Source organism: Chthoniobacter flavus Ellin428 (assembly GCF_000173075.1).
In the GTDB taxonomy this organism is placed as follows: domain Bacteria; phylum Verrucomicrobiota; class Verrucomicrobiia; order Chthoniobacterales; family Chthoniobacteraceae; genus Chthoniobacter; species Chthoniobacter flavus.
The window spans coordinates 37,074-57,327 of record NZ_ABVL01000016.1 but is presented as its reverse complement, the minus strand read 5'-3'; the positions used below and the strand labels follow the sequence as shown (position 1 = coordinate 57,327).

Sequence of the window (20,254 nt, the reverse complement as noted above, 5' to 3'; positions counted from 1 at the left end):
AAGGCGAGACGCCTTCGCCAGCACCCGGGACGGGTGCGCTCCCCGGAACTCCGCTACCACGCTTTTTACTGTGACTCCCGTTTTATCTGACCTCTCTAATGGACGCCACGCTTGATCGTATCGCCGCGATTCGCGCGGCGTTTCCGCCGGAAGGACTTTTTGCCGACAAGGACTGGCTGATCTCGCCCGAGCCGTTCGTGATCGATGCCAAACTCGCCGAGCAACTCAACAAGCTCGGGCATCGGCTGAATCTCTTCAACCGCGCCTGCAACGAACTCTACCAGCGGAGCGTCTCCGGCAAGCAACCACCGTGGATCGCCGATTACCTCGATCGCGGCAAGCCGCCGGAGCTCGTGGAGTTTTCGCGCCGCAAGCAATTCCGCGCCGACCTGCCGCGCGTCATCCGGCCCGATCTCGTTCTCACCGAGGAAGGTTTCACCATCGCCGAGCTCGACACCGTCCCCGGCGGGATCGGCCTCACAGCGTGGCTGAATACGACTTACGCGAGCTTCGGCACGCACGATCTGCTCGGTGGCGCGAACGGCATGGTGGCAGGTTTCCGCACGCTCGTCGGCGATCGCGCGGACATTCTGGTCTCGAAGGAGGCCGCAACTTACCGGCCGGAGATGGAATATCTGGCGCGGGAAATGCGGAGTGCGGAAGGCGGAGTGCGGAATGACGGAGACACTTTCCGGGTTTGCGAAGCGGAGTCCTACATTCCGAATTCCGAATTCCCAACTCCGCATTCCCTGTATCGTTTCTTCGAACACTTTGATCTGCCCAATATCCCCACCGCACCGGCGATCATGCAAGCGGTGGCCGATGGCCGGGCGCAGATCACCCCGCCCTTCAAGCCGTACCTCGAAGAGAAAATGTGGTTCGCCCTTTTCTGGCTGCGGCCGCTACGCGAATTCTGGCGGCGCGAACTGAGCGAGCAGCACTTCCTCGAGCTGCAAAAGGTCATTCCCTACACGTGGATCCTCGATCCGCAGGCGCTGCCGCAACACGCGGTCATTCCCGGCCTGGAGATCCAGTCCTTCGAAGAGCTGAAACATTTCTCGCAGAAACAACGCGAGCTCATCCTCAAGATCAGCGGCTTTCACGAAACCGCCTGGGGCAGCCGCAGCGTGGTCCTCGGTTCGGACGCCTCGCAGCATGAGTGGGAGACGGCGCTCACCGAAGCGCTCACCGAATTTTCCGCGCATCCCTACATCCTCCAGCGTTTCCACAAGGGCCGCCTCGTGGACCAGCGTTTCCTCAACGCCTCAGGGCAGATCGAGACGATGCGGGGCCGCGTGCGGTTGTGTCCGTACTATTTCGTCATCGATGGCAAAGCCGCATTGCGCGGCGCCCTCGCCACCGTCTGTCCTCCCGACAAAAAACTGCTCCACGGGATGAAAGACGCGATCATGGTGCCGACAGCGGTGATGCCGTAGGGGGAATGCGGAATGCTGGAATGGCGGAATGCGGAATGAAAGCGGCGGCGTCCAGATGCGGAGCGCTCGATATTCCGAATTCAGCACTCCACACTCCGCATTCCGCACTCCGCATTCCCCCATTCCGCATTCCGCATCCCGGAATTCCCCCAATTGCCATAGTTACACTCAAAATGTGATTGCCGGGTAGGAGGCGAAAGACCACGCTTTCGATTATTCCGTTCCGCGCCTCCCGTCCCCCCAGACTTGGGAGTAACCCGCTTAAAGGGATTACTGACATGAAATTCCATTTGCCGCTCCCCACGGCCGCTTTCTTCACCTGTACTTTCGCGCTCCTGATCGTTTCGGGCCAACTCCACGCCGAAAGCGGGAAGGCCTTAAAGCCAGCGCGGAAGACCGACCTCAACGCCGATTCCACGATGCTCCCCCAACCCGGTCCATGGCTGCTCGCGGCGGGTGCGCTGGCCCTGTGCGCCTCCAACGTGCGCTGGCGCGGGAAGCGGCACGCGGAGTAGCGGGGAGGCGGTGCGAAGCCTCCCCTCTCCAAAACGACAAAACGCCGGACCGCTGCGGAAGAGCGGCCCGGCGAGAGTCGAGGAACGAGTAACTTTCCTAGTTATCCGTCCGGTAATAACCGTCCGGATTGAAGAGGTAATAGCAATCGATCGGGTTCAGATGCGGGAGCACCATGTAAGGGTGGCCCTTGGCGTCGACCTTTTCCGAACTCGTCGCGCTGTGATCCGCGGTGGCTACCTGCTGGCCGGTGCTGGCAGTTGCGCTGTCCGGGTTCTTGCGCCACGCGGTCTCGCGGCAACGGCCCACGACCATGTCGATCCACTTCAGCTTCACCGCTTCGTCGCCAAACTCCTGCCAGTCGCCCGAGGCGGCGTGCGTATACATCTGCTTCACAAAATCGTCGGTGGAGATGCCCATCTTGGCCGCAATCGGCGTGGCCATCCGCTTCCACCATTGCTCGAGGTTCTTCAGGCCTTCGCGCTGCTCGGTGAGATTGCCCATCATGCCGTTCGAGATCTGGTGATGGAGGATGACCGCATTCGGATACGCATAGGAACGCGGGGCTAGCGTAGCGATGGTCGCCGCCATGCTCGCGGCAAAGGTCTTCACCACCACATACACCGGCGCGGTGCTGCTGTGCATCGACTCGAGAATCTTATTCCCGGCCATCACGGAGCCGCCCGGCGAGTCGTCGATGACGATGAAGATCGGCCAATCTTTGTTCTTGTTGTTGAAATAATCGATGCGCGAGCAAACGAAATCCGCGGTCGCGGGTGAGATGAGCCCATTGAGTGGAATGCGCCGATCGGTCAGCACCAACTCGCCATCGTCCGTGACCGGGTTCTTGAGATAGACGGGCTTTTCGTCGGCGTAGGAATCGGCTTCCTCTTCCTTCTCGCGTTGCGCGAGCTTGGCGCGCAATTCCGAAGTCTTGGCGTTCCATTCGAGCTCGGTAGCCTTGAAGGCGCTCTGGCGTTTGGTGAGTTCCGCGGTGGCGAGTTCGGCCTCGATTTCCGCGCGGTCGCGCTGGGCGCGCAGGGCGATGAGTTGGGCCTGCGTTTCGGCCTGCTTGCGCGCGTTCTCCAGCGCGGCATTGCTGCTCAGCACTTCCATTTCGACCTTGGCGGCGTCGATCTCGATCTTCCTCTTCGCGAGCACCTGGTCGGCCTTCGCTTTCTGCAGATCGTTCTGCATTTTCAGCCGCGCCAATTCTTCCTGGGAAGAGGCGAGCTCCTCATGCAGTTTCTCATCGCGCAACGAGTTTTCCAGCTGCAGGTGATCGCGTTGCCGCGTCAATTCAGCAGTATCGTCCGTCTTGTCGGTGGTGCTGGGTGGGGGCGGCTCAGCGTGGCCGGAGATGATCAAGGTGGCGAGCAATGTGACCACCGAGAATCCCATGTGCGGTTTGCGAATCATGGGACCGAATAGAAAGCAGGTTTGCTGCCATGCAACTGAAAGTCCGTGTTTACGCAGATCGCACAATACCCTGCAACGTGGCGCGAATCATAACATCGTATTTATTACAAACTGCTGTGCGTTTCTCTGTGGTGCGGGCCGCTCTACGTAGTTAGCTCCAGGCGACAAGCGGGAGGTCCGTCCGCAAAAAAAATTCGGTTCCCGGTTCCTCGATACCCACGAGGCCAGCATTTTTCTCCTGCGCTGCTAATACCCGAACAGGATGGGCAATTTGCGCCACCCCATCGCATCGGTTGTTAGCTTAAAAGTTAACGCTCGGTGCAGATAAGCAGGCGATTGCTATCCGCACCGAGCGTCACCACCTAACTAAACCGAACAGCAAGAGTAAACGGTGTTCCTCGTTACGCGGTATCCGACATCCTTTCAGCGACCCTTTCAACCGGAGAATGCGTCGAGAGCTCAGACTTCTCTGGTGGCGAGCGTCGAGGGCGTCGTCGCCATGGCGGACGCTACCTTGTGGATGTTTGGGAAACAGGACCATGGCCGATAGGCGCGGCGAATCCTTGGTATGAAGATGCGCCATCTCACCACCGTGGCGTTTGGGCTCGCCGTCATCACCACGCCGATCTGTCAGGCTTCCACCGGCCACTCCGGGACGCCCGGCAAGTGGCTCCCGCAAGCCGACGCCAATCCGCCGCCGCCACCTCCGCCTCCGCCGCCACCCAAGCCACCCGAACCGCCTAAACCACAGCCGCCCGATCCTCCAAAGCCGCCACCCCCCATCCCACCCGCTCCACCGCAGCCACCAAAGGCCCCCGACCCTCCCACTCCACCCGCTCCTCCTTTACAGCCCGCTCCAGAACCAATTCCTCCCAAACCACCATCCGCCCCCCCGCCAGCGCCAATGTCCGTCGGCGATTAAGCCGGGCCATCGACAGCCGGCATACCCATGCGTTTGGGCCGCCGTCTCGTGGCGCCCCGTGAAAGGATGAGCTTGCCCACTTTGCCGAGGCCAAAGGGTGGCATGTTGGCGTAGATGCTTTCGTATTGCCCCTCCGAGACAGGATAGGTCTCGTGCCAGATCCCCACATCGCCACTGGTGCCGACTCGCTGACGAAATCGTCCCCACGCCGGCAGGTGTTGCAAATCCGGCCGCCGCGCGTACGCGGTGAGCGCTTCGAACGAGCGCCAGTACTGCAGCAGGATGATCGTGCGCCCAAACCATAAGTGCCCGCCGAGCATCCCCAGTTCGGGCTGGCGCTTGAGCTCGGCCAGCATTCGCGGCATCTCGAAAAATACCGGCAGCCATCGATGCACTTTCCACGGCCGATTGATCCGCATCCCAATGAGGAAAACACAAAACGGCCCATCCATCTGCGCGCTCATGCGATCGGTGATGATCATACGCGAACTAAAAACGCGGTGGCGCCGCGGGGCAATGCACAAACTTGTCACAACTCGACGCACCACGAGGGAAGCGGCAACGTCGCGACGCCAGCCTTGGTTCAATCAATCGCGTAGCGATGCCTGCCGGTAGCCAGGGCTTTCAAGCCCTGGAACTCCTCCCTCTACGGAAATCGTCGCGTAGCGACGTTTGCCAGGATCGGCGCTGTTCCAAGCAAACGTCGCTACGCGACGGACTTCCTTCAAACAAATCCAGGGCTTGAAAGCCCTGGCTACCGGCACGGATCGCTACGCGATCAAAGGAGGGGCCTCACGAAAGCCATGCGAATCCTGACGATCCGGTTTCCATTTCGTTGCGGCAAAAAGCCGCCCCGGTTTCCCGAGGCGGCTTTGTTGATTTGTTGCGTTGCGCGGCGGACACAGACCGCCGCTACGAGTAGCGCCTTACTTCTTCTTCGAAGCAGCGGCGGCGCGCTTTTCCTCGATCGCGGCCTGGGCGGCAGCGAGGCGCGCGACCGGCACGCGGCGCGGGGAGCAGCTCACGTAGTTCAGGCCCACCTTGTGGAAGAACTTCACGCTGTCCGGATCGCCACCGTGCTCACCGCAGATGCCGAGCTTGATGTCGGGACGCGTGCTGCGGCCCTTCTCCACGGCGATCTTCACGAGCTGGCCGACGCCCGTCTGGTCGAGACTGGCGAAGGGGTTCTTCTTGAAGATTTCGTTCTCGGTGTAGGCGTTGAGGAAGTTGCCCATGTCGTCACGGCTGATGCCGAGGCCGGTCTGGGTGAGGTCGTTCGTGCCGAAGCTGAAGAACTCCGCGGTCTGCGCGATCTCGTCAGCGGTCAAAGCGCCACGCGGCACTTCGATCATCGTGCCGACCTGGTAGTTCAGCTTCACCTTCTTCTCCTTCTGCACTTCCGCCGCGACCTGATGGACGATGGCGACTTGCAGATCGAGCTCCTTCTTGAAGCCGACGAGCGGGATCATGACTTCGGGCTTCACTTTGATGCCCTTCTTCTGGACCTCCGCGGCGGCCTCGAAGATGGCGCGCGCCTGGGTCTCGGTGATTTCGGGATAGGCGATGCCGAGGCGGCAGCCACGGTGACCGAGCATCGGGTTGAACTCATGCAACGCGTGCACGCGAGCGGCGACCTTCTCGGCGCTGATGCCGAGCTTCTTGGCGAGGTCGGCCTGCGCGGCGGGCTCGTGCGGGACGAACTCGTGGAGCGGCGGGTCGAGCAGGCGGATGGTGGCCGGGAAGCCCTTGAGGGCCTTGAAGATGCCGATGAAGTCTTCCTTCTGGTAAGGCAGGATTTTCTTCAGCGCGGCGCGGCGGCCTTCTTCGGTCTCGGCGAGGATCATTTCGCGGACGGCGTCGATGCGGTCGCCCTCGAAGAACATGTGCTCGGTGCGGGTCAGGCCGATGCCGGTGGCGCCAAAGGCGACGGCTTCTTCGGTCTGCTCCGGATTATCGGCATTCGTGCGCACCGCGAGGCGGGTGGCCTGCGAGCACCACTTCATGAGCTGCTGGAAACTCTTGAACTTTTCCGTCTTCTGCGCGGCTTTGTCGCCGTTGACCATGCCAGTGATGATCTCGCTGGGCGAGGTCTTGAGCTGGCCGCCGTAAACGGTGCCGCTGGTGCCGTCGATGGAGAGGTAATCGCCTTCGTTGAAGACTTCGCCGGAGATGGTCACGGTCTTCTTGTCGTAGTCGATGAGCACCGCGGAAGCACCGCAGATGCAGACCTTGCCCATTTGGCGGGCGACGAGTGCGGCGTGCGAGGAGACGCCACCCTTGGCCGTGAGGATGCCTTCGGCGGCGATCATGCCGCGGAGGTCTTCGGGCGAAGTTTCATTGCGGACGAGCAACACGCGCTCGCCCTTGTCGGCGGCGGCGGCGGCACGGTCGGCATTGAGATAAATCTTGCCGGAAGCGGCGCCGGGGCCGGCGGGCAGGCCCTTGGCGAGTTCCTTGGCCTTCTTCATCTCGGCGAGGTCGAAGATCGGGGCGAGGAGCTGCTCGAGCTGATCGGCCGGGTTGCGCAGGATGGCAGTTTCCCAGTCGATGAGCTTCTCCTTGTGCATGTCCATGGAGAACTTCAGAGCGGCGGCGGCGGTGCGCTTGCCGTTCCGCGTCTGGAGCATGAACAGCTTGCCGTCCTGAATGGTGAACTCGACGTCCTGCACATCCTTGAAGTGCTTCTCGAGGGTCGCGCGAACCTTCAGCAACTCGGCGTAGCTCTTCGGCATCTCCTTCTTGAGATTGGCCACGGGCTCGGGCGTGCGAACGCCGGCGACGACGTCTTCACCCTGCGCGTTGATGAGGAATTCGCCGTAGAATTCGTTGGCGCCGTTCGCCGGGTTGCGGGTGAAGGCCACGCCGGAACCAGAGTTCTCGCCGGTGTTGCCGTAGACCATCGCCTGGACGTTCACAGCCGTGCCCCACTCGCTGGGAATGTTGTACTTGCGGCGATAGACGATCGCGCGATCATTCATCCACGAACCGAACACCGCACCCGCGGCGCCGCGGAGCTGGTCCCACGGATCGTTCGGGAAGCTCTTGCCGGTGCGCTCCTTGACGAGCTTCTTGAAACGCGAGACGAGCTCCTTGTAGTCCTCCACGGTGAGGTGGGCGTCATCGACGTTTTCCTCGTGGTGCTCGTGTTTGACCTCTTCGATAACGACTTCGAAGGGTTCGTGCTCTTCACCGGCGCGCTTCTGCACACCCATGACGACATCGCCATACATCTGGATGAAGCGGCGATAGCAGTCCCACGCGAAACGCTCATTCTTGGTGGCGTTGACCAGGGCGATAACGGTCTGGTCGTTGAGGCCGAGGTTGAGAATCGTGTCCATCATGCCCGGCATGGAGTCGCGGGCGCCCGAGCGGACGGCCACGAGGAGGGGCATGCCCTTGGCGTCGCCGAACTTGCAGCCCATGATCTTTTCCATGTTGCGGATGCCCGCTTCCATCTGGCTCTGGAGCTCGGTCGGATAGGACCGCTTGTGCGCGTAGAAGTAGGTGCAGACGTCGGTCGTGATGGTGAAGCCGGGAGGCACGGGCAGGCCGATGCGGGTCATTTCCGCGAGGTTCGCGCCCTTGCCGCCGAGGAGCGGCTTCATGCTGCCGTCGCCATCCGCCTTTCCGGCGCCCCAGGTGTAGACGTACTTGGCGGCTTTGCCGGCTCCTTTACCGGCCGATTTGGCGGCCGAGCCGTTGCTGCTGACTTTGGCCCGCGAGGGCGGGAGTTTTGCGGATTTGGTTTTGGTAGGCATGTAGAGGTGGTGGTGAAGTGTGCTCGCGCCGCAATTTTAGTTGGCGGGCGTGGCGTTGTTCGATGCGTTGGCCGCGACGATCACCGCGTCGACGGCTGCGTTAAATTCGTTCAGGCCCGTGCTCGGCACGATCACCGTATTGCGCCGGCCGTGGGCTTCCTCGGTGATGCGCAAGAACCGCCCGCGCTCATTTTCGCGGAACTCAATATAGTAATGCTTGCGCTCCACCTGGAGCTCTCGACTGGCAATGATGTTATCCATAGGGGCCCTTGGACTGGGTAAAATTTGGTCTGGGGAAAAGAGCCGCGTTTTATGCCACACCCGACGCGTGGGCGAAAGCGATTTTTTGGCACGGTGGAAAAAGGAAGCCACCGGGCGGCAGCGAGACCCAAAAACACCGTCTCAGCGAGGCCGCCAACCCATGGGTCCCATGCGCCTCATAGACCCTATTCCCCGCTCACTTCATGAACTTCCAAAGCACCAACCCAACGATGACGAGGACCAGCAGGATCACGAGCAACACGACCCGCAACCCGCCTCGGGATTTTTTTCCTCGCGGCACGGGAGATTGCGGCGGCGGCGCCGTCTCCTGTGGTTTTTCCACGGCGCTGCCTGGCCCATTCGCCCCGCTCACCGGCGGGGGTGTCACCTTCGGCATAAAGGAATAATGGCTGATCTCGCTCGTGCCGTGTGCCGAGAGCATGAGCGAGGTCTTCCGGATCCGGTCGACCTCGCTCTTCATCTCCGAGGTCCGTTGAAAACGGCGTTCCGGTAGTTGCTGCATCGCTTTCTTGACCACTTCATCGATGCTCGGATCGACGCCGATCCGTTTGCTCGGCGGCTCGAAAAAGCCGCGCGGCACTTCCTTGCAAAGCATCTCGTACAACACCACGCCGAGACTGTAGACATCCGCGCGATGGTCCACCCCGATGCCCCGCATCTGCTCCGGCGCCATGTAGTCCGGCGTGCCCAGCACGGTGCCGACCGTGGTATGTCCGTGCGCATTCGACGCCGCATCGAGCCGGCGCGCCAGCCCGAAATCGGCGACCTTCACGCAGCCCTCGGTATTCACCATCACATTGGCCGGCTTGATATCGCGGTGCACCACGCCCTTGCTGTGCGCATACTCCAGCGCGTCGCATACTCCGGCGATGATCTCCAGCGCCTGCGTCGGCGAGATGCCCGGCCCGTGGATCATCTGGTGGAGGTTGACTCCATCGACGAATTCCATGGCGAAATACAGGTGCCCCTCCATGGTCTTGCCGAAATCGTAGACTGCGATGATGTGCGGATGATTGAGCCGCGCCATCGTCTGCGCCTCGCGCACGAAACGATCCGAGAACTCGCGATCCACACTCACCTCCAGCGGCAGGAGCTTGATCGCCACAAAGCGATCCAGCGAGATCTGTCGCGCCTTGTAAACCGCGCCCATCCCGCCACGTCCGATCATGCCCAGCATCTCGTATTGCGGGAAGAGGCGCGCGACTTCTTCGTCCGTCGGAGGAACCCACAGGCCCCCTCCGCTGCCGGTCATGCGCACGCTGCGCATGGCGCGCACGAGCATTTCATCCGGCTTGAGCTCGCCAATCTGCGTCGGGAGCGGACCCGCGGCCACGCCAGCGGCGCCGGTCTCGTCGCAGGCACAAAGCATCGCGGTGATTTCCGTATCGATGGAAGCCGGATCGAGCACGGTGTCCGCCACCAGGCCAAGCAGGATCTCGCGGTGACGGTAGCGAAAATCGAAGACCGCCTTGCGAGCCGCCCCGGTGGTGACTTTCAAGCGCATGGCGAGATCGCTGTAACGCTCCTCCTCGCCGCGATCAAAGCCGACAAAGGGCGCGAGTTCGTCAAACAACGCCTGGCTCGCCGACGCCGCATATTCCGTCCGCAGCGTCTCCAGCGTGAATTCGATCATCGTCAGGGCCCAGCGCCGCTGGAAGATCGCTTCCGCTGACCCTTCGGGCTCCTTCGCATAGCGTTCCTCGGCCCACGCCGCGTCCACTTCGATCGCCGGTTGCCCCTCGAATTCCACGCCCCGCTCGGCCATCCCCGCAAGATGCGCGAGCAACCATTCCCGCATGCGGGCGGCCTTCGGATGCGAAGCATCCAGCGCCGGAGCACCAGCGCTACGCGTAAACGCGGCAATCGTCGCGGCTGCGGCCTGAGCCGATTCGAGTCCAGAGCGCCGCCACCAGGCATACGCGGGATACCAATAGCTGCCACCCAGTTCGCTGTAGGCCACGTTGTCCCCCTGGATCGCCCGAGCCCAGCGGCTCGGCGGAGCCACAATGGTAATGGGTTCGGTTGATCGGGCGTTGCTCATTGCAGATGGTGGAGGGATTCCGGACCAGCACAGCAAGCCCGAAGGCCACGGTCAAGGTTACGCCGTGGAACCATTGAGTAAAAACGCGGGCCTGGGAATAGCCACAAAAAGGCACAAGAGGCACAAAAGAAATATGTTCCTCGGGCAAGTGGGGGGGCGCTCATCGCCCCCCGCGAGTGAAACTGCCGTGTCTGCAAGGCCTGTTTTTGCGCCTTTTGTGCCTCTTTGCGGCCATTCCTACTCCCGCTTTTGAGGTAAACTGAAGTTTATCGCCAGTTAACACGCCTCTCAAAAAATTCTCCAAAAACCCGTTGCAGACCTCTCGGCGTCGGCGACAATGCAAGTAAGCACTTGCATGCAAGCCGAACTCACCAGCCCTACCCGTCAGCGTCTTCTCGATGCCGCCTTCCGTGTCTGCTCCGAACAGGGAATTCACGGTGCTACCACTCGGGAAATCGCCGACGTCGCCGGGGTCAATGAGGTCACCCTCTTCCGCCACTTCGGCAACAAGGAGAAGCTCATCGCCGCCCTCTTCGAGCATGTCCTGGCCAACCTTACCGAATCGCTGAACATCACCGAAGTCGACGCCCACGATCTCGAGCGCGACATCTTCCGCTATGCGCTGCGTTACCATGAAATGCTCACGGCCAACGAGGCCTTGATTCGCACCATTCTCGGGGAAGCCAAGCGCCATCCCGAGCAGGCACGGCAGGTCATGTGCGAAGCCGGACGTTCCCTGCGCGAACGCCTGATCGACTATCTGCGCGCCGCACAAAATGCCGGCTCTGTCCGCGAAGACGTCGACCTCGGCCCCGCTCTCGATGCCTTCACCGGCATGTTGCTCGCCGGGATGCTGCGCCGCACCAGCTTCAAGAGCTACATCGACTACTCCGCCGACGAATATCTTCACACCGTCGTCGACCTCTTTCTCCGCGGCATCGCCGCCACCCCCTCCCCGGACAAGCCGCTTTCCAAGGCCCAGTCCGCATGAGCTCCGCCCTCGCCCATCTTCGTTACAGTTCACCGCTCGCCGAGCGCGCCGCCCAGCAGGGTTGGATCAAATGGGCCATCGCCATCACCGTGGCGCTGGGCGCGATCCTCGAAGTCATCGACGTGAGCATCGTAAACGTCGCGCTGCCGCACATGCAGGGCAACCTCGGCGCCACGCTCTCGGAAATCGGCTGGGTCATCACCGGCTACAGCATGGCGAACGTCGTCATCATCCCGCTCACCGCATGGCTCGACGATCGTTTCGGCCGGAAGAACTACTTCATCTTCTCCCTCATCGCCTTCGTCCTCGCGTCGATCCTCTGCGGTCTGGCGACCAGCCTGCCCATGCTCATCTTTGCCCGCGTGCTCCAGGGTCTCGGCGGCGGCAGTATGCTTGGCAAGGCGCAGTCCATTCTCTTCCAAACCTTCTCCAAGGCGGAGCAAGGCGCCGCGCAAGCCGCCTTCGGTCTCGCCGTCATCATGGGCCCGGCTATCGGCCCCACGCTCGGTGGCTATCTCACCGACGCGCTGAACTGGCGCTGGATTTTCTTCATCAATATCCCCTTCGGCATCATTGCCGTGATCCTCGCGGTGACCTTTCTGCCGCTCGACGATCAGACTCCGCACCAGCACAAGTCCGTGGACTGGATCGGTATCGCGCTCATGACCGCCGGCCTCGCCTCACTGCAGGTCATCCTCGAGGAAGGCCAGCAGGACGATTGGTTCGCGTCGCGTTTCATCTGCATCATGGCGGCGACCAGCGTGCTCTCGCTCATCGCCTTCACCTTCTGGGAATTACATATCGAGCACCCGGCGGTCGACTTGCGCGTGCTCCGCTATCAATCCGTCGCCGCGGGCAGCGCCTACTCCATCATCCTCGGCGCCGGCCTTTACGGCGCGCTCTTTGCCATCCCGATCTTTGCGCAGAACAATCTGCGTTTTACCGCCCAACAAACCGGCGAGCTCATGATTCCCAGCGCCATCGCCTCCGGCGTGGCCATGATCCTGACCGGCAAGTTGATCGGTCGCTTTGGCCCTCGCCTGCTCATCGCCGCCGGCAGCGTCGTCACCGCCGGGGTGATGTTTTCGCTCGCCACGATCAATCCCGATACCGGCGCGGGCGATCTTTTCTGGCCACTCGTTTTCCGCGGACTCGGCAGCGCCATGATGTTCCTGCCGCTGAGTATCGCCACGCTGGGTTCGGTGCCGAAACACGAAGTGCCCGCGGCTTCCGGCTTCTACAATCTCACCCGCCAACTCGGGCGGCAGCCTCGGCATCGCCATTCTCACCACCATGCTTTTCACGTCGCGAGGCCGTCCACCGCGCGTCTCTCGTCGAGCGCGTCTCGCCGCTCAGCAACGAAGCCATGCACCGCATCGATGCGCTCACCGGCTTTTTCCAGCGGCTCGGCGCCAGCGCCCACGATGCCAAGTATCGCGCCTTCAGCGCCATCGACATGATTCTCACGGCCAGGCCGCGTTGAAAATCGTTCGACGATCTCTTCGCCTACGTGGGCATCGCTTTCCTCATCACCCTGCCTCTCATCCTCTTCCTCGGTCGCGGCGAAAACAAAGCCGCCGCCGCTGAGGCGCACTGAGGGGAGTTACGGCCATTAGTAATCAGTAATCAGTTATCAGTAATCAGTTATCAGTAATCAGTTATCAGTAATTAGTTTTCAGGAATTAGTTTTCAGTCTTCACAGCCATGAGTTCAGCCGCCAAAACCGCCACCATTGATAGTGACACCGCTTCCGCGCTCGACCCCGATGCGCTGGTGGACCTTCCCACGACCAGGACGCCCCGGCGCAACCCGCTGCGCATGATCATCGTCATCCTGCTGCTCATCGCCGGCGCAGTGTGGGCCGTGCGCTATGCCTCGCACATGCTTACCCACGCCGAGACCGATGATGCCTACATCACCGGTTACGTCCACCAGGTCACCCCCCACATCGGTGGCACCATCTCCGAAGTGCTCGCAGAGGAAAACAAAGACGTGAAAGCCGGCGACGTGCTCTTCAAGCTCGATCCGCGCGACAACCAGGCCAAGGTCGACCAGGCCGAGGCGCAGCTCGCGCAGTCGAATGCCCTGATGGATTACGCTACCGCCGAGATTGCCGACGCGAAGGCGAAAATCGACCAGGCCCAGGCGCAATACACCAAGGCCGAAGCGGACTTCACCCGCGTGCAGGAACTGACCAAGACCAAGGTGGTATCGAAACAGGAATTCGACAGCTCCAGGGCGGCGTATGAATCCGCCAAGGCGAGTCTCGTTTCGGCCAGGGCTTCGGCAGAAGCCATGCGCTCCGGCATGCTCGTCGCCGAGGCACAGCGCCAGAATTCCAGGACCCAGCTCGACAACGCGAAGCTGCAGCTCTCCTACGCCACGATCGTGGCTCCATCCACCGGCCACACCAGTAAGCGCACCGCGGAAAAAGGCGCCTATGTGCAGCCTGGCCAGACGCTGATTTCGGTGGTCGAACCGGATGTGTGGATCGAGGCAAACTTCAAGGAAACGCAGCTGGCGAAGATGAAAGTCGGCCAGACCGCCGAGATCACCGTCGACGCGTTGCCCGGCCACGTTTTCACCGGCACCGTCGAGAGTTTTTCGCCGGCGAGCGGCGCGCAATTCGCCATGCTGCCCGCCGACAACGCGACGGGCAATTTCACCAAGGTCGTGCAACGCCTGCCGGTGAAGATCCACCTCGACCCGGAAAGCATCCGCGGATTTGAAGACCGCCTGCGTCCGGGGTTGAGCACGGTAGTTTCCGTCCGGCTGAAGTAAAATCGCGCTCGCCGGTTCGAATTCGTAAGCACGGCCTGGAGGGGACCCGTGGGGAGACAAACATTCCCATAACCTTCCGCCATGAGCGGGGTTGTCTGGGTTACCCCCAGTATGAATCGCCAATTCCTTCTCGCGCTCGTCCCACTCGTCTGCTCGGCGACCCTCCTCCGCGCCGCCGACTCCAACCTGAAGCACGAAAACTTCGACCACGATCCGGGCTGGGAGGAGATCGGCAATCGCGTGGTCCTCGAGCATCCGCGCACCACAGTGCAGGATTTCGGCTTCAGCCCCACGACCAGTTTCGCCGGCGGCAAGCCGGGTGAAATCGGCGGCAAGATCACCCGCACCAGCCGCCTCGCCTACTACGGCGCGAAGATCCCCACCCACACGCTGAACGAGCCCTTCTCCGCCTCGGGGGCGTTTACCTTCACCGAGACCATGGCCAGCGCGGGCGTCTTCATCGGCTTCTTCAACGACACGCAAAACGATACCGCGCGCCCGATGAATTCCCTCGGCATGGATTTCGACTGCGAGAAATCCGGCGCCCGACTGGCCGTGCGGATGATCAACGCCAAGAACGAAAGCTGCGGCCATTTCGTCACGCACTTCATCCCCGGAAAATTCCGCCCGACGCCCCTGGTCAAAGGCAAGCGCTACGAATGGACGCTGAAATACGATCCGCAGGCGAACAACGGCGGCGGACAATTCACCTACGCGCTGTCCGGCTACGATCGCGAAAAGGATCCGATCGACAGCCCGATCACCGTCGATCTCCCGCCGGGCTTCAAACAAACGGGCGCCACGTTTAATCGCTTCGGCATGATGAACATGCGCAAAGCCGGCGGCACCCTCGCCGTCTATATGGATGACCTGGCCGTCGACGCCCAGAAATGGGATTTCTCCTCCGACCCGCAATGGGACGGCGTCGGCAATCGCACGACTTTCACCGAAACCGAGGGCCGCGGCGCACAGGATTTCGGCTACACGCGGACCAACTTCGCCGGCGGCCAGAATGGCGAGATCGGGGGGATTGTCTGGCGCTCGCCTTTCGCCAGTTACGCCGATCGAATCGGCCCGGTCACGCTCAAGCAACCATTGATCGCGAAAGGAAAAGTCGTCTTCACCGGAGCCGATCCGGATTCGGACGCCTGCATCGGCTGGTTCCGCAGCGGCGCGCAGGAAGGTGAGAAAAGGGCGGCACGGGATTTCATCGGCGTGTCGATCGGCGGACCGACACGCGTGGGTCATTACTTCCGTCCGATGGTGAATGCCGCCGGCCGGCGCGCCCTGGCCAAGCAAGGTCCCGTGCTGCATCCCGACAGCAAGCCACACAACTGGAGCTGCACCTACGATCCCGCGGCGAACGGCGGCCTCGGCGCGGTCACCGTGACCCTCGACGCCGAAACAGTGACGCTGAATCTGACTGAAAAGCTGGATACCGGCAGCGTGCAGTTCGACCGTTTCGGGCTGTTTTCGCCCGGCGTCGGTGGTTCGAAAGTGAAGATCTATTTCGACGATCTGGAATACACCGCGAAATAGCGGCAGCGCCCGACACACATAGAGAGATGCGCTCCCGCGCGTCCCAAATTTCGGTACGCTTAATCGTCCTGCAGCAACTTCCGCATCCCCTCCGTCAACACCGTCTCCACACCCGGTGCGGTGTGCGAGGCGGCGTGACTGGTCTCGTAGCCGCCCTGATCATAGCCGATCGTCGTCCCGATATAACCAGGCCCGTAGTCCCCGTAAGCCGCCATCGTCACAAAAAGATCCGGCCGCATTTTCTTCGCCGCGAGCTGATACTCGACAAACAATTCTCCCGGCATGTGTAGAATCCGCGCTTTGCCCAGCCGCAGGCAACTGAGCTCGATCTTGTGCCCCGCCTGGCAACGCTGCACCCAAGCCAGCGTCGCCGCGGTGCCGTTGACGGTATCGGCATTGGCCGCGTGCAACATCGTCTCCAATTCCTGTTCACTCAGAAATGTCGCCGGCGGGACGGCCACCGGCTCGATTTTCCAACCCACATCCTGCGCGGTGATCGGAAATTTCTCCGTCGCATCCCAGGCCCGCTTCATTCCATCGGCCAGCCGCTGCGCGAGCACCCCGCGCATGGCGTGCGAGCCATCGTTGTATTTGCCCGCGCCGATATTGCCCCCGGCGCCATTGAAATGAACGTGCAGCGCGTCGGGCACTTCCAGGTGGCGCAGGTAACGCGCAACGCCGGGAAAGTCGGGATTGGCGACACCGGTGCGATAGTAACTCTGCGGATGGCAGGCGTAATAGCTGAGCACCGCCACGGGCGCTTCGCCGTTCCAAAAGCTGATGAGCGAGACCTCCGGGTCGATGGTGCCTTCCGGCTCGGCGCGCACGGCGGGATCCTTCGTCGCGGTGTAGCGTGTCACGCGCACCTTGCCGTTCGGCCCGAGGATGCGCCGGTTCGACGCCACTTCCTTGACCTCAGCATGGCCGAGGCCGATCTGCGTGACCGGTTTTGCCGCCGGCAGCGCGGCCTGGATTGCCGCCCGAAGCCGGTCGAGCACCACGCGGGCAAAAGCGCCATCGTAACGATTCAGCGGAGCGTTAACGTCCTTGAGCAAACGCTCCGCCGAAAAGTCGCAGGCCGGCGCATCGTGTTGATGCAGGGTATGCACCGCGACCCGCGAAGCCGTCGTTCCCGCCGCTTCTGCGAGGGTCTGTCGGAAGACGTCATTGCCTTCATTGCCGATCCCGAGCCAATCCACCGCACAGAGAACAATCGGCTCGCCAGCACCGAGCAATACGAGGCCCCGCGCGCGCAGCCCCAGTTCGCCCTGCACCCTCACCGGATCGTAAGCCATCATCGACCCCACCGGCGGCGTGGCGTCGACATCGAAGACCGCCACCTTGAGTTCATCGGCCTGCAGTTGGGCGCACAGCAATGCACAGGCGAGAAAGAGTATGCAGCGGAAAATAGAGATCATGGGGGGCCGGGACGCTAGTATGACCAATCCTTTTCCCGGCCTCCTCTTAGCCGCCTGCGGCGGAATCGAAAACGATTCGAGTTGATGTCTACGATTACGTTGGGTCAGGTAAGGCGCGACCGCGTTTTAGTGCGCCAGTCCCCTCTAAGCATTCCCCGCATCTTTGCTCGGTGTTTGGACGTCGATACGGATAACGCCACTGGGAGCGGCGACTTCCTAGTCGCTGACCGAAAAACCGACGCGCGCAGCGCCTCTCTTTGAGGGCGTCGCTCCGCAACGCAGGGCGACTAGGAAGTCGCCCTTCCCAGTGAGCCGCAGCCGAATTTCCGCTGTCCCTAAACCGAGCAAAGATGTGGGTAATGCTTAGAGTCCCCTACCGCTTTCGAGAATCGGCTCTCAGAGCGCCAGAGGACTGGCGCACTCCAAAACGCTGTCGCGAAATACCCCGCCCGGCTCAATTCGTAAACACGATCTAATCGCGATGATACGGCAGGCCGGCTTTGATCGAATAGGCGCGGTAGAGCTGTTCGAGCGTGACGACGAGGGCGAGTTCGTGCTGCAGGGTGAGTTTGCTCAGGGACCATGTCCAACCGGCGGCCTTGCGGAGTTCGTCCGTGTGGCCGTCGGCTCCGCCGATGATCACGGCGAAATCGCGCGGGCCGTGCTGCTCCCAGGTCTCAATTTTCTTCGCCAGTTCGCGGCTGGTGACATGGTCGCCACGTTCGTCGAGCACCACCCGAAACATGCTCTTGCTGCGCTCGAGCAAGGACCGGCTTTCGTCCTCCCGATCGCCCACTTTGAGATATTCGAGGCGAATCTGGGCAAATGGCTTCATTCGCGCCGCGTACTCGTCAATGCCAAGACGGGCGAAATCGAGCTTGGGTTTGCCAATGGCGAAGATGGTCCAGCGCATGGAGAAAAGGATGAGGGATGAAGGATGAAGGATGAAGTCATTTACGCTTTGCGGTTCGGAAAGACGCCCAACCTCGGAGATCACGCGCAACGTCTCTTCATCCTTCATCCTTCCGCCTTCATCCTTTTCCTCAGTCCAACGTCTGCCGGTATCGCTTCACTCCCACCGTGAGCATGATCGCCGCGAAGAGCGCGATCGGCCAGAGCTCGCGCGAGACGTCATATAGGCCGTTGCCCTTGAGCAGAATGCCGCGGACGATGCGCAGGAAATGCGTGAGCGGAAAAACTTCGCCGATCGTTTGCGCCCACACCGGCATGCCGCGGAACGGGAACATGAAACCGGAAAGCAGGATCGACGGCAGGAAGACGAAGAAGGTCATCTGCATCGCCTGGAGCTGATTCTTGGCCACGGTGGAAAACGTGATGCCCATGGCGAGATTGGCCGCGATGAAGATGAGCGCAACAACGAGGAGCAGTGGGATGCTGCCGTGGATCGGCACGTGAAAGAGGAAGTACGCCGCTATGAGAATGACGGCGACCTGGATGTAGCCGACGAGAATGTAGGGGACGATTTTGCCGATGAGCACCTCGCTCGGGCGCGTGGGCATGGAGAGGAGGTTTTCCATGGTGCCGCGCTCGCGCTCGCGGGTGATGGCCAGACCGGTGATCATGATCATCGTCATCGTCAGGATCACGCCCATGAGGCCGGGGACGATGTTGTACTGCGTATTGATCTCCGGATTGTAGAGCGAGTGCACCCGGAGATCGATGGGGCTGTCGGTCTGATTGAGATAATCGAGCGGGCCCTTGAGGTCGTTTTTCAGGGCGCCGTTCATGAGCGTGCCCAGCGCTCCGAGGGCGAAGCCGGTGGCCGCGGGATCGGTGGCGTCGGCTTCCACGAGAAGCTGCGGGCGGTCGCCGCGGAGCAGATCACGCGAGAAATTTTCCGGGATATTGACGACGAACTGCACCCGCCCCTGGGCAAGCAGATCGTGTCCTTCCTGCTCGGTCTTAACCTCACGAGTGAAATCGAAATAGGTGCTGTTCTTGAAAGCGTAGAGCAGCGTGCGGCCTTGCGGGCCGCGGTCGGCTTGCAGGATCGCCGCGGGCAAATGGCGCGGATCGGAATTAATGGCGTAGCCGAAAAGCGTGAGCTGAAGGAGCGGGATGCCGAGCATCATGGCAAAGGTCAGCCGATCCCGCCGCATCTGCGTGAACTCTTTCACGATGATGCCAACCAAGCGCGAGAAGGAGAATTTCGGATGGCGGCTCATGACGGCTCGCGATGGTGAGACGCTGCAGGCGCGTGCTCGTCGGCGGCAAAGTTATCCTGGGCGCTATCCATGAGGTGGATGAAGACGTCCTCCAACCCGGAGGGAATCTGCCGCCACGTGTAAGGTTCCTTGCGAAACGGCTCGATGGCCCGCTCCAGTGCCGCGGCGTCCTCTCCGCTGACATGCAGCGCGGTGCCGAAAGCCACGGCCTGTTGCACGCCGGACGCGTGGCGAAGCTGATCCGCGAGCGACAGCAGATCGGGGCCGCTGACCGCCCACGTGACGAGGCCAACCTGGTCGATCACGTCCTTCACCGTGCCGTTGGCCAGCAAGTTGCCGTAGGCGATGTACGGCGAGGCGATGGCAGCGCTCGGCTTCATCCATGTAGTGCGTGGTGGATGAGAAAGGTCAGTCCTTCCCCGGCGAGGATGTGAATCTGCTCCCAAAAGTCGCGCCGCGCCTTCGGATCGACGCCGGCGGTTGGCTCGTCGAGCAGGAGCAACTTCGGCTGATGAATGAGACAGGCCGCGAGCGCGAGGCGTTGCTTCCAGCCGCCGGAGAGTTCGCCCGCGAGTTGTTTCTGCCGGCCGGCGAGGCCGAGTTGTTCGAGGCTGCGCTGCACGGCTTCGCGCCGATTTTTCACGTCATACATGCGGGCGACGAAATCGAGATTCTCCGCAATGCTCAGATCCTCCCAGAAGCTGAAGCGCTGGGTCATGTAGCCGACCTGCCGCTTGATGATCTCGCTCTCGGTAATGACATCGTGCCCGAGACAGGTGCCGCTGCCCGCATCGGCGCGCAGCAATCCGCAGAGCATGCGAATGAAGGTGGTCTTGCCGCTGCCGTTCGGGCCAAGGAAGCCGTAGATCTCGCCGGTCCGGACTTGCAGCGCGATGTCATTGACGACGGTGCGATCGCCGAAGCGTTTCGTCATCCCACGTACGTCGATGGCTAGTTCGCCGTTCATA

The 20,254-nt window shown here is 61.7% G+C and carries 14 protein-coding genes and 1 pseudogene; 6 read left to right on the top strand and 9 right to left on the bottom strand.

The annotated features are described in order from the left end of the window. The first annotated feature begins 98 nt into the window (after positions 1-98). Entirely contained in the window at positions 99-1,436 is a 1,338-nt protein-coding gene (locus CFE428DRAFT_RS22155; protein WP_006981889.1) for a hypothetical protein, read from the top strand. A gap of 278 nt (positions 1,437-1,714) precedes the next feature. Beyond that, positions 1,715-1,951: a hypothetical protein gene (locus CFE428DRAFT_RS22150; protein WP_006981888.1), complete on the top strand. Its 237-nt coding sequence runs from the start codon at positions 1,715-1,717 to the stop codon at positions 1,949-1,951. Positions 1,952-2,048: 97 nt separating this feature from the next. On the opposite strand, the gene CFE428DRAFT_RS34230 is transcribed toward CFE428DRAFT_RS22150, so the two are convergent. The 5 genes from CFE428DRAFT_RS34230 to CFE428DRAFT_RS34225 all read right to left on the bottom strand — a co-directional run bounded on the left by CFE428DRAFT_RS34230 (position 2,049) and on the right by CFE428DRAFT_RS34225 (position 10,371). Further along, positions 2,049-3,368 (bottom strand): ClpP family protease, encoded by a 1,320-nt coding sequence (locus tag CFE428DRAFT_RS34230; RefSeq protein WP_006981887.1) that lies wholly within the window; start codon positions 3,366-3,368, stop codon positions 2,049-2,051. A 918-nt stretch (positions 3,369-4,286) separates the two neighbouring features. Next, entirely contained in the window at positions 4,287-4,772 is a 486-nt protein-coding gene (locus CFE428DRAFT_RS22135; protein ID WP_006981886.1) for a DUF4188 domain-containing protein, read from the bottom strand. A 444-nt stretch (positions 4,773-5,216) separates the two neighbouring features. Then, on the bottom strand, positions 5,217-8,048 hold the full coding sequence (gene ppdK, locus CFE428DRAFT_RS22130; protein WP_006981885.1) for a pyruvate, phosphate dikinase: 2,832 nt from the start codon (positions 8,046-8,048) through the stop codon (positions 5,217-5,219). 36 nt (positions 8,049-8,084) lie between these two features. Beyond that, positions 8,085-8,309, bottom strand: coding sequence for a DNA-binding protein (locus CFE428DRAFT_RS22125; protein WP_006981884.1), 225 nt, complete (start codon positions 8,307-8,309; stop codon positions 8,085-8,087). A 196-nt stretch (positions 8,310-8,505) separates the two neighbouring features. Continuing rightward, a complete protein-coding gene (locus CFE428DRAFT_RS34225; protein ID WP_006981883.1) occupies positions 8,506-10,371 on the bottom strand; it encodes a serine/threonine-protein kinase in 1,866 nt (621 codons plus the stop codon). A gap of 355 nt (positions 10,372-10,726) precedes the next feature. Here CFE428DRAFT_RS34225 and CFE428DRAFT_RS22115 point away from each other — a divergent pair, with 355 nt between their 5' ends. The 4 genes from CFE428DRAFT_RS22115 to CFE428DRAFT_RS22100 all read left to right on the top strand — a co-directional run bounded on the left by CFE428DRAFT_RS22115 (position 10,727) and on the right by CFE428DRAFT_RS22100 (position 15,682). Beyond that, the gene (locus tag CFE428DRAFT_RS22115) at positions 10,727-11,362 is read left to right on the top strand and encodes a TetR/AcrR family transcriptional regulator (RefSeq protein ID WP_006981882.1); all 636 of its coding nucleotides are present in this window, start codon (positions 10,727-10,729) and stop codon (positions 11,360-11,362) included. Then, positions 11,359-12,822, top strand: a complete 1,464-nt coding sequence (locus CFE428DRAFT_RS22110) for a DHA2 family efflux MFS transporter permease subunit (protein ID WP_006981881.1) — start codon at positions 11,359-11,361, stop codon at positions 12,820-12,822. Before CFE428DRAFT_RS22115 ends, CFE428DRAFT_RS22110 begins: the two co-directional genes overlap by 4 nt. A 244-nt stretch (positions 12,823-13,066) precedes the next feature. Then, positions 13,067-14,143, top strand: coding sequence for an HlyD family secretion protein (locus tag CFE428DRAFT_RS22105; RefSeq protein WP_006981880.1), 1,077 nt, complete (start codon positions 13,067-13,069; stop codon positions 14,141-14,143). Positions 14,144-14,254: 111 nt separating this feature from the next. Further along, positions 14,255-15,682: a hypothetical protein gene (locus tag CFE428DRAFT_RS22100; protein ID WP_042725537.1), complete on the top strand. Its 1,428-nt coding sequence runs from the start codon at positions 14,255-14,257 to the stop codon at positions 15,680-15,682. A gap of 59 nt (positions 15,683-15,741) precedes the next feature. Here CFE428DRAFT_RS22100 and CFE428DRAFT_RS22095 read toward each other — a convergent pair whose 3' ends face one another. From CFE428DRAFT_RS22095 to CFE428DRAFT_RS41260, 4 genes and pseudogenes are all read right to left on the bottom strand, one after another. Beyond that, positions 15,742-17,100 (bottom strand): hypothetical protein, encoded by a 1,359-nt coding sequence (locus CFE428DRAFT_RS22095; RefSeq protein ID WP_006981878.1) that lies wholly within the window; start codon positions 17,098-17,100, stop codon positions 15,742-15,744. A gap of 472 nt (positions 17,101-17,572) precedes the next feature. Next, the gene (locus tag CFE428DRAFT_RS22090; protein ID WP_042725567.1) at positions 17,573-18,013 is read right to left on the bottom strand and encodes a 23S rRNA (pseudouridine(1915)-N(3))-methyltransferase RlmH; all 441 of its coding nucleotides are present in this window, start codon (positions 18,011-18,013) and stop codon (positions 17,573-17,575) included. Between the two features lie 130 nt (positions 18,014-18,143). Beyond that, positions 18,144-19,286 carry an ABC transporter permease gene (locus CFE428DRAFT_RS22085; RefSeq protein ID WP_006981876.1) on the bottom strand — a complete coding sequence of 381 codons (1,143 nt, stop codon included), beginning with the start codon at positions 19,284-19,286 and terminating at the stop codon, positions 18,144-18,146. Continuing rightward, positions 19,283-20,253: pseudogene (locus tag CFE428DRAFT_RS41260) on the bottom strand (ABC transporter ATP-binding protein). The gene CFE428DRAFT_RS22085 and the pseudogene CFE428DRAFT_RS41260 overlap by 4 nt, the downstream one beginning before the upstream one ends. Between the last annotated feature and the right edge of the window lies 1 nt (position 20,254).

Coding starts and splice junctions, on each gene's coding strand:
- CFE428DRAFT_RS22100 (WP_042725537.1), top strand. CDS start 14,255: ATGAATCGCCAATTCCTTCTCGCGCTCGTCCCACTCGTCTGCTCGGCG.
- CFE428DRAFT_RS22125 (WP_006981884.1), bottom strand. CDS start 8,309: ATGGATAACATCATTGCCAGTCGAGAGCTCCAGGTGGAGCGCAAGCAT.
- CFE428DRAFT_RS34230 (WP_006981887.1), bottom strand. CDS start 3,368: ATGATTCGCAAACCGCACATGGGATTCTCGGTGGTCACATTGCTCGCC.
- CFE428DRAFT_RS22105 (WP_006981880.1), top strand. CDS start 13,067: ATGAGTTCAGCCGCCAAAACCGCCACCATTGATAGTGACACCGCTTCC.
- CFE428DRAFT_RS34225 (WP_006981883.1), bottom strand. CDS start 10,371: ATGAGCAACGCCCGATCAACCGAACCCATTACCATTGTGGCTCCGCCG.
- CFE428DRAFT_RS22095 (WP_006981878.1), bottom strand. CDS start 17,100: ATGATCTCTATTTTCCGCTGCATACTCTTTCTCGCCTGTGCATTGCTG.
- CFE428DRAFT_RS22150 (WP_006981888.1), top strand. CDS start 1,715: ATGAAATTCCATTTGCCGCTCCCCACGGCCGCTTTCTTCACCTGTACT.
- CFE428DRAFT_RS22155 (WP_006981889.1), top strand. CDS start 99: ATGGACGCCACGCTTGATCGTATCGCCGCGATTCGCGCGGCGTTTCCG.
- CFE428DRAFT_RS22135 (WP_006981886.1), bottom strand. CDS start 4,772: ATGATCATCACCGATCGCATGAGCGCGCAGATGGATGGGCCGTTTTGT.
- ppdK (WP_006981885.1), bottom strand. CDS start 8,048: ATGCCTACCAAAACCAAATCCGCAAAACTCCCGCCCTCGCGGGCCAAA.
- CFE428DRAFT_RS22085 (WP_006981876.1), bottom strand. CDS start 19,286: ATGAGCCGCCATCCGAAATTCTCCTTCTCGCGCTTGGTTGGCATCATC.
- CFE428DRAFT_RS22115 (WP_006981882.1), top strand. CDS start 10,727: ATGCAAGCCGAACTCACCAGCCCTACCCGTCAGCGTCTTCTCGATGCC.
- CFE428DRAFT_RS22090 (WP_042725567.1), bottom strand. CDS start 18,013: ATGCGCTGGACCATCTTCGCCATTGGCAAACCCAAGCTCGATTTCGCC.
- CFE428DRAFT_RS22110 (WP_006981881.1), top strand. CDS start 11,359: ATGAGCTCCGCCCTCGCCCATCTTCGTTACAGTTCACCGCTCGCCGAG.